Raw genomic sequence first — 11,471 nt, 5'->3', positions numbered from 1 at the left:
AGTACCCTAGGACGCGCAAAATTGTTCTCATGGCATAGACTAACCAGACAAATTTTCTAGTCACCTTATCATGGCTCTGTGCCTAGGAGTAAGACATCAACCATAAGTTATGATTGATTCATTCCATTAAAGGCTCAAAGGAAAAAGCCCACCCCGAAAGGTAGGCTGACCCATTCCAGGAATTTTTTGTTCTCTCTAGCGGCGCAAGGGCTGCTGAAGAACTGATAGGCCTAAGAGCGCAGCAACGACCTAGAGGCTATTCAAAAAGCCAATCAGACCGTGGCCCGTAATCACTTCCAAGGCTAACAGGGAGATAAACCCAATCATGGCCAGCCGACCATTGAAGAGTTCTGCGTAGGGAGTAAAGCCGGCTTGCGGCTCACTCATCACGTACATTTTGGGTTCGATGGCAAAGTTGTTCATTTTGCCTTGCTCATCAATAATGCTGCCACCTTTCATTTTGATACCCCTTTTGTTACGAAGTGTTTCTTGTTCTTAATATAAGTTAACACTTCTACTGGGGAATGGCAAGAGCTAACGGATTTTCTTAAGATTTGCAGTCTCTTCAGTTGTTCTTGGCCGTCAAAACACCGTTTCAGCACGCCAGTGTGCTAAAGATTGGGGTGGGAATCGCCCCTGGTATTCATGAGCCGCTTCTCTTTCCTCGGTTTTCACCGCTCCAAACGCCAATTACCTCTAGATCACTCGGGCGTAGCGAAGTTTTTGTTGCAACCGCCGCAGTGGTTACGTCTGGCTCTGCGGCTGCGGGGCTCCGTCATTCCGGCCATTCTCTCAGAAGTGCTCTTTTGCGGTGTCTTTGGCACCTTGGTGACGGCGATCGATTTTTACGTGATCAATGTCCACTGGCCAGTTCTGGGCAGTCTGATTCCGTCGATTGTGCTGGGGTTGCTCCTCGTCTTTCGCACCAACACTGCCTATGAGCGCTTCTGGGAAGGCCGCCGCCAGTGGGGCAACATTGTTAATAGTTCCCGCAGCCTAACCCGCTTGATGTGGACCGCCATTGACGAGAATAGTCCCGAGGATCGCCAAGCTAAAATTGATGCTGTTCATTTAGTGGGGGTGTTTGCGATCGCCACCAAGCAACACTTGCGGGGGGAGCCCTTTGCCGAACTGGAACCCCTGCTCAAGCCCCACCAATACAAAGAACTGCAAACCGTACAAAATGTCCCCCTGCGCATTGCCCTTTGGCTTGAGGACTATCTGCACCACCAACACCGCCGAGGGCACCTGTCCTTATATCAACTTACCTACATGGATGAACTCCTTGTGCAACTGGTGGATGCGATGGGCGCCTGTGAGCGCATTCTAAAAACACCGATGCCCCTTGCCTACGCCATTCACCTCAAGCAGTTACTATTTCTCTATTGTTTACTGCTGCCCTTTCAACTGGTGGATAACCTGGCGTGGTGGACGGGGCCAATGGTGGGACTCATGGCGTTTACCCTCTTTGGCGTCGAAGAGATTGGCATCGAAATTGAAAATCCCTTTGGCCGTGACCTCAATGATCTGCCCTTGGATGCCATTTGCCTAACAATGCAGCAAAATATCAATGACCTGATTAGTGCGCCGACTCATCGCCATCGCTCAGCCTAGCCCTTTTCCTCATGAGTTTCTAGGGGTAATTGACCATGACTGCAACTGTGCTTTCCCCTCCGCCAGCAAAGGTTTATTACGAAGTGGTGCATCACTTACCAGGGCGAGTGCGGTTACGGATTCCCCGACTGCAATATGACGATCGCTATGGGCGGCAACTGCAAGCTCTGTTTGTGCAAGAAAAGAGTGTGCAACAGATTCGCCTCAACTTGCCCGCCGCTAGCCTGATTGTCCAGTACAACCCTGAAGCGAATCATCCCCTTCAGCGCTTTGGCCAATTGATTCAGGCCGCAGCAGCTGAGCATCTCCCTCCACTGGCGGGGATCCTACCCATTGATAAGTTGGTGTACTCCCCCTGGAACACCAGCTACTTTATCGAGAAAATGGCGCTATCCACCTTGGCGCTGGCGATCGTGGCGCTGCTGCCGGTACAAACGCCCTTTTACCCGGCCATTGTCGCCACTGTCATTGCGGTTGTGGCACTACCCACCTTCCAAGAAGCCCTAGAGAACCTCGAACATCGCCGTCTCAATGTCACCCAACTGGAATCCCTGTGGACGATTCTGCATACGCTGCAAGGGGAATACATGGCGCCGGTGTTAGCCGCTTTTATGAATCAGCTGGGCGGGGCCCTGCGGGATATGACCGCTCAAGTGGGGGAAAAGCAAGTTTTTGATCCCCTGGATCAACAGCGCACCTATTGGGTAGAGCGGGGCGGCACTCGCCAAAATGTCTCTGTGGGTGAGCTACAGGTGGGCGATCGCGTGATTGTAGCCGCCGGATCTGCTGTGCCTGTGGATGGTACCGTGCTCTGGGGGTCTGCTGTGATTCAGCGGCAGTTTCTCACAGGAGAGTCGGATCTACTGCCCTGTGAGCCTGAGCAAACGGTGCTTGCGTCTTCTCTTGTGGTGCGCGGACAAATTTGCGTGGTTGCCCAAGCCGTCGGTGAGGATACTCAGGTGGGCAAAACACTGCAACTGGCTCGCCAAGCGCCCCAACTGGATACCCGCATTGAAAACTACGCTGAGGAAATCTCCAACCAAGCAATTTTACCTGCGATGGGCGTTGCTGCCATTGTCTATGGTGCTACCCTAGATGCCCATCGGGCGATCGCCCCCCTACAATTGGACTTTGGCTCAGGTATTGGCATTACAATTCCCACTGCGATTTTGGCAGCCCTCACCCATGCTCCCCATGTCGGGGTTTATTTTCGCAATGGCCGCGCCCTTGAACTCCTCTCGCGGGTCAATGTTATTGTTTTTGATAAAACTGGCACGTTGACAGAGGTGAAGGGAACGATTGTGGGGGTCAATCTCCTCAAGCCCGGCCTGAGTGAGCAAACGCTGCTCTATTGGCTGGCCACCGTGGAACAGTCAATCAATCACCCCTTTGCCCTTGCCATCCTTGAATATGCCGCTGAACGCGGGATTGAGGCGGGCACCTATAGTGACTGGGTCTATGAGCCAGGTAAAGGCACCGCAGCAACCGTAGAGGGACAGGAAATTTTGGTGGGCACCCCCCAACTGATGCGCGATCGCCAAGTGCCCATTGATCTCGATGAACTGCGCACCCATGAAGGCGTCCTCTGGAATCGTTCCCTTGCGTGTGTTGCCTGTAACGGTGAACTGGTGGCTCTGGTGTTCTACAGCAACCCCGTACGCTCTGAAGCCGCTAGTGTGATTGCCGCTCTACAACAGCGGGACATTGAGTGCTATATGGTAACGGGAGATCACCACGAAGTCGCCAATGCGGTGGGCTATGCCACTGGCTTTCGCCCCGGTCAAATCTATACGAATATGCTGCCAGAGGACAAAGTCGCACTCCTAGAGAAGTTCAAAAATGGCGGTGAAAAAGTAGTGGCCTACGTAGGGGAAGGCTTCAACGATACGGCAGCAATGGCCTACGCTGATATTTCCATCACCCTTGCTGACGGTAGTGATGCGGCGCGGCAAACTGCAGATCTTGTCTTGATGAACAATAGCCTTGAAGGATTGGTGCAGGCGATCGCCCTCAGTCAAGAGGTGATGAACATTATTAATCAAAATATTGCCCTTGTGGTCATTCCCAATGTCAGTGTCGTTTTAGCGGGGGTCTTTTTGAGCCTGCACCCCGTAATTGCGGTTTTGATTAGCAATGGGGCAACCCTCTTGGCCGAACTGAATAGCCTGCGCATCCTCACGGACTATCGCCCCGTCAAAATTGAGCGCAAGCCCAGTCGTAGCCGCTCCCAAGCAGGGGTTCTGGATATTCCTTGGAAAAAACGTCCTCGCCGCAGTTTTGATCATTTCGGCAGCAAGGTGAGTTCACAATCCCTGAGCAATGGCCACCTCCCCTCAGAAACTTGACCAACAACTTCAGCAGGTCAATCAACGCCTCAAACTGGCGCAGTTGGGTTTGCAAATTGAACAGCGCGGCCAACGCCTCAGCCTACGGGGTACCCTGCCACCCCGGCCGGGCAGCCATCGGCTCCGCCCCCACCAACAGCGTTTAAGTCTAGGGTTACCCGCCACCCCCAGCGGTCTTAAAGCAGCAGAGAAGGCAGCCAAAATTATTGCTGCCAAATTACTCGAAAACACCTTTCGCTGGCAGGACTATGAACGGGTCAAGGGGCTAGGGCGTCTTGGGGAGTTATCCTTGGGGGAGCAAATTGCCGCCTTTGAAACTGCATGGTTAGCTCAGGGGAATCTCAGTCGTACGACATGGGAAACCGCCTATCTCCCCTATCTGCGGCAGTTACTCAAAGCCGCGGCCGCCCATCCCGACTATTCGTTAGCAGAATTGATCTATGGCCTGTTGCAACAAATCCCTGCTGATCAGCGACAACGACAGGTGGCCTGTACCGCCTTTCAAGGGTTTTGTCGGTTCCTGGGGGTGGCGTTACCGATTCCCCTTGCTCAGTTTTGGGGCACCTATTCACGGCGATCGCTCCAACCACGGGAGTTACCCAGTGATGAGGAGATTCTAGCCGCCTATCAACAGATTCCCAATCCCCAGTGGCGGTATGTCTATGGCTTGATGGCCACCTATGGCCTGCGCAATCATGAAGTGTTTTTCTGCGATTTGAGTGGCCTTGTCACCGGAGACCCGCAAGGAATGATTGAGGTGCAGGAAACCACAAAAACTGGCTGCCATCAAGTGTGGCCCTTTCCTCCCCAGTGGGTTGAGGTCTTTGGATTGCGATCGCCCCAGTTGCCAAGGATCAATACGGATTTAACCAAAACCACACTGCAGCGCATTGGCCAACGGGTCAATCAACAATTTCGCCGCTACGGCCTGCCCTTTCGTCCCTATGACTTGCGCCATGCTTGGGCGGTGCGCACAATTCACTATGGCTTACCCGATACCGTTGCCGCACGGATGATGGGACACAGTGTGGCGATTCATACCCAAACCTATCACCGCTGGCTGACCCTACGGGATCAACGGCAGGCAGTGACTCGTGTCCTTACTCAATGCGAATACTCTTGAAGTCACTGGGGGGGGGACTGGGGGGCTGATAGTCGCCGTACTGCTTGAGCCAGTCACTCACCGGCTTTTGATCGAGGCTCAACCCCAACAATCCAGAGACAAAGCCCCCCATAAAGGCAACGGGTTTTTGGCTTAACTCTTTAACAAGGGGCGCTAATTCGCTCAAGAACATAGGCTATCTGGCAATATCAGCACAGGTTTCCTCACTGATTGTAGCTTAGGCACAGAGGAACGCACCTAAAATTTGGCACGGACAACAAATTCATAATCGCCCCCCGGCTCCAATTGATAATCTTGGGCTTCCAGAAATCGGCCCAAGGGTTCTTTGATCAGGGCACGTCCAAGGACGGGGGAGATTTGCAGTTTTTTGGCCTTAAATTGCCAACAAAATTCCCACTGGTACTCGCTAGCGCAGACGTGGCCACGAATGTGACCCTCTTGCCAACTTTGGGCAATGATGCGGACATAGGCAGTGGTGTGGGGTAGGGGGTGGCTAGCCACAATTCAACTCGGTCAACGCAATTGGGTGACGATTTGATTATTGATGAGACGCTCTTGGGTGAGCAAGTCATCAACGGTGACCCGCAGTTGGCGATCGCCATCTACTTGCAAGAGGACACGAATGCGATCGCTCCCCGGATAGCCGGGAGGATCCAATCTTGCGAGGGTTTTGCCCTGGGGGGTGTCGTTGAGGGGCTGCACTGTCTGTTCACCCACACTACGGGTAATCAGGCGATCGCCATCAAAAAAGATCTCCACGCCCCCTTGTTCATCCCCCAGTTCACCAATCACCAGTTCAATACTAGGCTGGCCCTCCGTCGAGGCACCTAAAATCAATTCCACGGGTTCAGCCATGGGGTAGGGCTGTCCCCGCTGAATAATTGGGTGCCAGCCATGACGGTTGAGCTTGGCATCCCAAAAGCGAATACCGTAGCTGTGGTAAAGGAAATCCTTGAGCTCTAGCCCTTGGGTCACCGCTAGGGCACCCATGGCCACTGCCGTAAAGGGATGCTGGCCACTGATCTTGGCAGGGTCAAAATACTCGGCAACCCATTTTTGCACCGCTGGCATTTGCGTGGTTCCCCCCACCAGGAGAACTGCATCAATTGTGTCGGGAGTAATCCCTTGGCGGCGGGCCTGTTGTAGTACTTGAGTGAGGGCATTATCGAGGCGTTGGAAAAACTGCTGTTGCCGGAGAATCTCCTCCAGTTCAGGCCGCTCAAGGCGCAGTTCAAGGGTGGTGAATGTTTCGCTGTCAAAGTACACCTGTTGGGCGTAGGGCTGCTGCGAGAGTTGAATTTTTAAGCGTTCAGCAAGGCGCAGCAGCAGACTATTGGCAGGCAACCCGCGCTTCACCCACTCATCGACAATCCAGTGATCAATATCCGTGCCCCCTAAATTCAATCCTGCCTTAGCAATCACCCGGGCGGTGCGGGGGCGTTGGTTGTCGCTAGCGGCCCACTGGCGATCGCCCCACTTGAGAATAAATCCCAAGGGACTGCTTTGCCGTTGATTGGTCTTGAGTTCCACAAGGGAGAGATCGAGGGTACCCCCGCCAAAATCAATCACCAAAATCAGCGGGCGATCGGCCACCCCATAGCCCAAAGCCGCAGCCGTGGGTTCATCCAAGAGGCGAATTTGCTGAAGGGCCAACCTCTCACACACCTGCCACAGCCAACGGCGATAGGTCTCAAAACTATCTACGGGCACCGTGAAAATCAGCCCCTGCTCGACATCGCCGCCGCCAGTGGGTTTCAGTTCTTGCACCAGGGCTTGCAAAAACCAGGTGCCAATGGTTTCAAAGCTCAAGGAACAGCCATCTAACTCTGGTAAATAGCCCTGTACCGTGGTGCCAATGCCGCGCTTAAATCGCGAGAAAAATCGGCGATCGCCCACCACATCAAGCCCGCGATCGCGCACCTGCTGCCCCACCACCACCAGAGGCACACTGGCATCCTCCACATAGACCAAGCTGGGGACAAGGGCAGGCACCTCACCAAAGCCCACCGAGCGTCCAGGGAGCGTTACCGCTTCGGCAGCTTGAGCGGCAGAATTCCACCGCGCCACCAACGTATTACTGGTTCCAAAATCAATTGCGTAGGTCACCGTTTGAACACATCAACAACATTCTTTAATCCTTACCTTAGCGAGATTTTCTCCCCCTGAGATCCTGAGAGTATGTCACAATAAGAAAGCGATCGCGAAAAGATTTAGGTGATTTTGGGAATGGCGAGCCAAACAGGTGTACTACTTCTCAATTTAGGGGGGCCCGATCGCCCCGAGGATGTCCGCCCTTTTTTGTACAACCTGTTCTCCGATCCCGAAATCATTCGCCTCCCCTTTCGTTGGCTCCAAAAGCCTCTTGCGTGGTTTATTTCCACCAGTCGGGCCCGTCGCTCTCAGGCAAACTATGCCCAAATTGGTGGCGGCTCCCCCCTGCGGCGCATTACCGAACAGCAAGCCCGTGCCCTGAAAGACGCCTTAGGAGGCATTGGCATTGAGGCTAACTTGTACATTGGGATGCGCTACTGGCACCCCTTTACGGAGGAGGCGATCGCCCAAATCAAAGCGGATCAAATTCGCGAGCTGGTGATTTTGCCCCTTTATCCTCAGTTTTCCATTAGCACAAGTGGTTCCAGTTTTCGCCTCCTAGAGAGCCTATGGAATCAAGACCCTGAATTGCAAAAAATTCGCTATACGCTGATCCCCTCTTGGTACAACCACCCCGGTTATGTGCTCGCCATGGCGGACTTGATTCGCCAAGAACTGGATCGGTGTCCCAACCCCGATGAGGCGGTAGTTTTCTTTAGTGCCCACGGCGTTCCCAAAAGCTATGTCAGCGAAGCCGGCGATCCCTACCAAGAGGAAATTGAAGCCTGCGTCAGGCTGATCATGGCTGCCCTCAATCGCCCCAATGCCCATGTGCTGGCCTACCAAAGTCGGGTGGGGCCGGTCGAGTGGCTGCAACCCTACACCGAAGATGTCATTCTCGAATTGGCAGCCCAAGGGGTGAAAACCCTGGTTGTGGTGCCCATTAGCTTCGTTTCAGAGCACATTGAAACTCTCCAAGAAATTGACATCGAGTACCGCGAGATTGCTGAAGAAGCCGGCATTGAAGTGTTTCGGCGAGTGCCCGCCCTCAACGATCACAATGGTTTTATTAGCGCCCTTGCCCAACTGGTGAAGGATGCCCTAGCAGCACCACCGCGCACCTTTGCTGAGGTAAACAAGTCCCGCAAGCGGGTGAAGCTTTATCCCCAGGAGCGCTGGGAATGGGGCATGACCTCCGCCGCCGAACGCTGGAATGGTCGCTTGGCCATGTTGGGTTTTCTGGCGTTGATGATTGAACTCATCAGTGGTCAAGGCCCCTTACATATGCTGGGGCTATTGTGAGCAATGTCGCCTGCCTGAGAGGGGGAATCTTAAAATTTTCGATACAATAGACCTAGTGCCATTGAGAAAGGCTATAGTTGTGTCTGAAGCGCCCAAGCCAGAATTTGACAAACAAAAGTTCCTCTTCCCCATCAGTTCCTACCGCGGCCCATTTACGCCCCAAAATTTGGCCTTTAATGCCAATTTGCAGGAATTTGCCCAACGGGTAAACTACATTTGTGGCTTGGAAACCGGTGGAAAAATCACTAGCGATGAGGCCTACAATCAAATCAAGGCCCTCTGGAAACAACTAAAGAAATCCCGAGAATTGCTCTTTGCCAGTCTTCCGCCTGAGGAGGAGGGGAATAGTTCAGATGTTGATTGATATTGATTGATGAGTTCCGATGGCTCCCTTGACACCGACAACGCTACTGTTAAGCTTGAGTACTGCTCCCTTTCTGGTGGCTTTGTGCCTAGGACAGGGATTATGGCAGATGGGGTTATGCTTGAGTGCAGCCAGTACGGAGATTCTACGGGGCGATCGCCTGCCCTTGGTGACACAGGATGAAACTTGAGTCCTAGGGATAAAAAGCAACCTGCGGTAAGCCCATCGTCTCTGGCCAACCCATCATCAAATTCAAACACTGCACCGCCTGGGAAGCTTGGCCCTTCATGAGGTTATCAATGGCAGACATGACAATCACGCGGCCGGTGCGCTCATCCACTTCAATGCCAATAAAGCAGGCATTGGTGCCCCAGGCCCATTTGGTTTGGGGATAGAGGCCGGGGGGCAGGATATTGACCCAAGGGGAATGGCGATAAAAGGCTTGGTAGATAGTGATCAAATCTTCACGTACCAGACCCGGATCCCGCAGGGTGGCATAGACAGTGGCCAAAATCCCCCGAGGCATGGGCACGAGGTGGGGTGTAAACTGCACGAGAACACTTTGGCCAGCCAAATCACTACAAATGGCTTCAATTTCTGGGGTGTGGCGGTGACGCGCAACATTGTAAGGGGCAAGGGAATTGTCAGCTTCTGCAAGGAGGAGATTGATTTTGCCCTGACGCCCGCCGCCAGAGGTACCGGACTTGGCATCAATAATTGCCGTATTTGGTTCAATCAGCCCTTGCTTCATTAAAGGTGCCAGTGCCAGCAAACTAGCGGTGGGGTAACACCCCGGACAACCAATGAGGGCACTTTGGCGAATGCGATCGCGATAGAGTTCTGGTAAGCCATAGACCGCCTTTTGGGCCGTAGCCTGATCTGCCCTGGGTTCACCGTACCACTGGGTGTAGGTTTCCAAATCCTGAAAGCGATAGTCTGCCGATAGATCCAGCACTTTACAGCCCTGCTCAAGGAGTTGCGGGACAAGCTTACAGGCGATGCCATTGGGCAGCGAGAGAAACACCACTTGGGCGCGATCGCGAATGACCTCCACGGATACGGGCTCCACCGTGAGATTCACCCGCCCCTGCAAGTGGGGATATAACTCCGTGTAGGGGCGACCGGCACTGCCTTCACCACCGAGATAAACAATCTCCACTTGGGGGTGCTCAAGGAGTAAGCGCACCAGTTGGACGCCCCCATAGCCTGAGGCACCCACAATCCCCACCGTCACGCGATCGCCCATAGTTCCTCGTCTTTGCTGCGGTTGTTTGCTGAGCCACTGCGATAGTGCCATCGAATCCCTGATTTCGCCAAGGGGGTAAACTGCGCTCAGGAAGTTAAGAATTATTACAAAGCTCCCCCTATGCTTCTTGCCTCAACCCTTGAATTGCCTTGGCTAGGACAGGCTACAATAACGACGAGTCACCTGTGGGGAATTGGGAACTGATGACATCGCCAATTGACTGGGACTATTTAGCTACCCTTTCGGGGGGCGATCGCGAGTTTGAGTTGGAACTGCTACAAACCTTTGTCGAGGATGCCCAGCAACGCCTAGCGGCTTTGGCAGAAGCTGTGAACCAAGGGAACGTGGATCAAATCAAGCGAGAGGCCCATCACCTCAAGGGAGCCAGTGGCAATGTCGGTATTAGCGCCATGCAAGCAGTCGCAGCCCAACTAGAACAGTCCACTACCACAGAGACCCTAGGGCAGGCCAAAGCGCTCATAGAGGAGCTGCAGCGCCTCTTTAACACCGTGGTCAGCGAAGTCTCTGCCTAGCCCCCATGTCCATTTTGCCGCCCGATAGCCTGGAGACTGCCCTGAGTCAAGCCCAGCAGGCCACCCAAGCGGCGCTCCAAGAGGGTAAAAACCGCCTGCAAATCGAGATTCTGCTTCCTGATCTCAATCCCATGGGCTTGGCGGCTGGCTACCTGCCCCTGTTTGCCGAAATGGGCAGTGATCTTAAGGTCTTTTTTGCCGATGCTGGCTCTGCGGCTCTTGCTCGTCGTGAATGGGGTGAAACCCCCTATAGGGTGCGGGGGGTTAATGAACTTCTGACACCCATTGAAGCGAGCGATCGCGCCATTGTGATTGTTGCCCCTACCCCTGTGGAGGTCACGGCAATTGAGCAGATGTGTCTGACTGCGGGCGATCGCCCCTTTATTCTCTTGAACCCACGGCTACAGGATGTGGCCACCGTGGGCATTGGCTACGCCGGTCGCCGGTTGCGGGAACGATTTTTGAACACTCTCGAACCCTGCTATTATCTGCGTCCCCTCGCAGAAACCATTATTCTCTGGCGCTGTTATCCCCAACCGTGGCAAATTTGGCAATACAGTGAAGCAGCCCCCACGTGCTTAGCAGAATTTGCGCAACGCCCCAGTAGCGAGGACATTGAGCGTGCCCTCACCCCCCAAGGTCAACCCCGTGGTCAGGGAATCTTTAGTCGCTTGGCTGCCTTTTTACGAGCACTTCAGAACTAGACACCCTCTAAGGGGTAGCCGGTTCAGTGTTACTCGTTGGCGGAGGTGATCCCTCCGGCGTTGTGTCTGTCGGTGCTGGCGAGGGCGCAGGTGCCGGTGGAGATGGTTCAACGGCGGCGGGGGGGGCGACGGGCGGCTCTGCGCTCTTT

The 11,471-nt window shown here is 53.9% G+C and carries 13 protein-coding genes; 8 read left to right on the top strand and 5 right to left on the bottom strand.

Going from position 1 to position 11,471, the window contains the following annotated elements; all coding sequences use genetic code 11:
* Positions 1 to 249: 249 nt before the first annotated feature.
* Positions 250 to 459 (bottom strand): chlorophyll a/b-binding protein, encoded by a 210-nt coding sequence (locus IGQ16_RS06330; protein WP_024125212.1) that lies wholly within the window; start codon positions 457 to 459, stop codon positions 250 to 252.
* Between the two features lie 186 nt (positions 460 to 645).
* Here IGQ16_RS06330 and IGQ16_RS06325 point away from each other — a divergent pair, with 186 nt between their 5' ends.
* Genes IGQ16_RS06325 through IGQ16_RS06315 form a run of 3 tightly spaced genes read left to right on the top strand, consistent with a single transcriptional unit; the run spans position 646 to position 5,082 of the window.
* Positions 646 to 1,614, top strand: a complete 969-nt coding sequence (locus IGQ16_RS06325) for a bestrophin family protein (protein WP_157869693.1) — start codon at positions 646 to 648, stop codon at positions 1,612 to 1,614.
* Positions 1,615 to 1,649: 35 nt separating this feature from the next.
* On the top strand, positions 1,650 to 3,959 hold the full coding sequence (locus IGQ16_RS06320; RefSeq protein WP_297060655.1) for a heavy metal translocating P-type ATPase: 2,310 nt from the start codon (positions 1,650 to 1,652) through the stop codon (positions 3,957 to 3,959).
* Positions 3,934 to 5,082: a site-specific integrase gene (locus tag IGQ16_RS06315; protein WP_024125215.1), complete on the top strand. Its 1,149-nt coding sequence runs from the start codon at positions 3,934 to 3,936 to the stop codon at positions 5,080 to 5,082. The genes IGQ16_RS06320 and IGQ16_RS06315 overlap by 26 nt, the downstream gene beginning before the upstream one ends.
* Here the strand turns inward: IGQ16_RS06315 and IGQ16_RS06310 are convergent.
* The 3 genes from IGQ16_RS06310 to IGQ16_RS06300 all read right to left on the bottom strand — a co-directional run bounded on the left by IGQ16_RS06310 (position 5,060) and on the right by IGQ16_RS06300 (position 7,188).
* Positions 5,060 to 5,254: a hypothetical protein gene (locus IGQ16_RS06310; RefSeq protein WP_024125216.1), complete on the bottom strand. Its 195-nt coding sequence runs from the start codon at positions 5,252 to 5,254 to the stop codon at positions 5,060 to 5,062. The two genes, IGQ16_RS06315 and IGQ16_RS06310, sit on opposite strands and share 23 nt — an antisense overlap.
* 65 nt (positions 5,255 to 5,319) lie before the next feature.
* Positions 5,320 to 5,583 (bottom strand): DUF3146 family protein, encoded by a 264-nt coding sequence (locus IGQ16_RS06305; protein ID WP_297041306.1) that lies wholly within the window; start codon positions 5,581 to 5,583, stop codon positions 5,320 to 5,322.
* Between the two features lie 12 nt (positions 5,584 to 5,595).
* A complete protein-coding gene (locus IGQ16_RS06300) occupies positions 5,596 to 7,188 on the bottom strand; it encodes an Hsp70 family protein (protein WP_297060653.1) in 1,593 nt (530 codons plus the stop codon).
* A gap of 120 nt (positions 7,189 to 7,308) precedes the next feature.
* Here IGQ16_RS06300 and hemH point away from each other — a divergent pair, with 120 nt between their 5' ends.
* The 3 genes from hemH to IGQ16_RS06285 all read left to right on the top strand — a co-directional run bounded on the left by hemH (position 7,309) and on the right by IGQ16_RS06285 (position 9,029).
* Entirely contained in the window at positions 7,309 to 8,475 is a 1,167-nt protein-coding gene (gene hemH, locus IGQ16_RS06295; RefSeq protein ID WP_041429144.1) for a ferrochelatase, read from the top strand.
* A gap of 79 nt (positions 8,476 to 8,554) precedes the next feature.
* On the top strand, positions 8,555 to 8,839 hold the full coding sequence (locus IGQ16_RS06290; RefSeq protein WP_024125220.1) for a hypothetical protein: 285 nt from the start codon (positions 8,555 to 8,557) through the stop codon (positions 8,837 to 8,839).
* A gap of 19 nt (positions 8,840 to 8,858) precedes the next feature.
* On the top strand, positions 8,859 to 9,029 hold the full coding sequence (locus tag IGQ16_RS06285; RefSeq protein ID WP_024125221.1) for a hypothetical protein: 171 nt from the start codon (positions 8,859 to 8,861) through the stop codon (positions 9,027 to 9,029).
* A 3-nt stretch (positions 9,030 to 9,032) separates the two neighbouring features.
* On the opposite strand, the gene argC is transcribed toward IGQ16_RS06285, so the two are convergent.
* Positions 9,033 to 10,085 carry an N-acetyl-gamma-glutamyl-phosphate reductase gene (gene argC / locus IGQ16_RS06280; RefSeq protein WP_297060656.1) on the bottom strand — a complete coding sequence of 351 codons (1,053 nt, stop codon included), beginning with the start codon at positions 10,083 to 10,085 and terminating at the stop codon, positions 9,033 to 9,035.
* Positions 10,086 to 10,288: 203 nt separating this feature from the next.
* Between argC and IGQ16_RS06275 the strand changes: the two genes are divergently transcribed.
* Together IGQ16_RS06275 and IGQ16_RS06270 are read left to right on the top strand one after the other, a co-directional pair.
* Positions 10,289 to 10,618, top strand: a complete 330-nt coding sequence (locus IGQ16_RS06275; protein ID WP_024125223.1) for an Hpt domain-containing protein — start codon at positions 10,289 to 10,291, stop codon at positions 10,616 to 10,618.
* Between the two features lie 5 nt (positions 10,619 to 10,623).
* Entirely contained in the window at positions 10,624 to 11,322 is a 699-nt protein-coding gene (locus tag IGQ16_RS06270) for a DUF1995 family protein (RefSeq protein ID WP_024125224.1), read from the top strand.
* The last annotated feature ends 149 nt before the right edge of the window (positions 11,323 to 11,471 follow it).

This window comes from Thermosynechococcus sp. M3746_W2019_013 (assembly GCF_015296045.1).
Taxonomy (GTDB): domain Bacteria; phylum Cyanobacteriota; class Cyanobacteriia; order Thermosynechococcales; family Thermosynechococcaceae; genus Thermosynechococcus.
This window is presented reverse-complemented; position numbering and strand designations above follow the sequence as displayed.

Coding starts and splice junctions, on each gene's coding strand:
- hemH (WP_041429144.1), top strand. CDS start 7,309: ATGGCGAGCCAAACAGGTGTACTACTTCTCAATTTAGGGGGGCCCGAT.
- argC (WP_297060656.1), bottom strand. CDS start 10,085: ATGGGCGATCGCGTGACGGTGGGGATTGTGGGTGCCTCAGGCTATGGG.
- IGQ16_RS06285 (WP_024125221.1), top strand. CDS start 8,859: ATGGCTCCCTTGACACCGACAACGCTACTGTTAAGCTTGAGTACTGCT.
- IGQ16_RS06315 (WP_024125215.1), top strand. CDS start 3,934: ATGGCCACCTCCCCTCAGAAACTTGACCAACAACTTCAGCAGGTCAAT.
- IGQ16_RS06270 (WP_024125224.1), top strand. CDS start 10,624: ATGTCCATTTTGCCGCCCGATAGCCTGGAGACTGCCCTGAGTCAAGCC.
- IGQ16_RS06325 (WP_157869693.1), top strand. CDS start 646: ATGAGCCGCTTCTCTTTCCTCGGTTTTCACCGCTCCAAACGCCAATTA.
- IGQ16_RS06320 (WP_297060655.1), top strand. CDS start 1,650: ATGACTGCAACTGTGCTTTCCCCTCCGCCAGCAAAGGTTTATTACGAA.
- IGQ16_RS06275 (WP_024125223.1), top strand. CDS start 10,289: ATGACATCGCCAATTGACTGGGACTATTTAGCTACCCTTTCGGGGGGC.
- IGQ16_RS06310 (WP_024125216.1), bottom strand. CDS start 5,254: ATGTTCTTGAGCGAATTAGCGCCCCTTGTTAAAGAGTTAAGCCAAAAA.
- IGQ16_RS06330 (WP_024125212.1), bottom strand. CDS start 459: ATGAAAGGTGGCAGCATTATTGATGAGCAAGGCAAAATGAACAACTTT.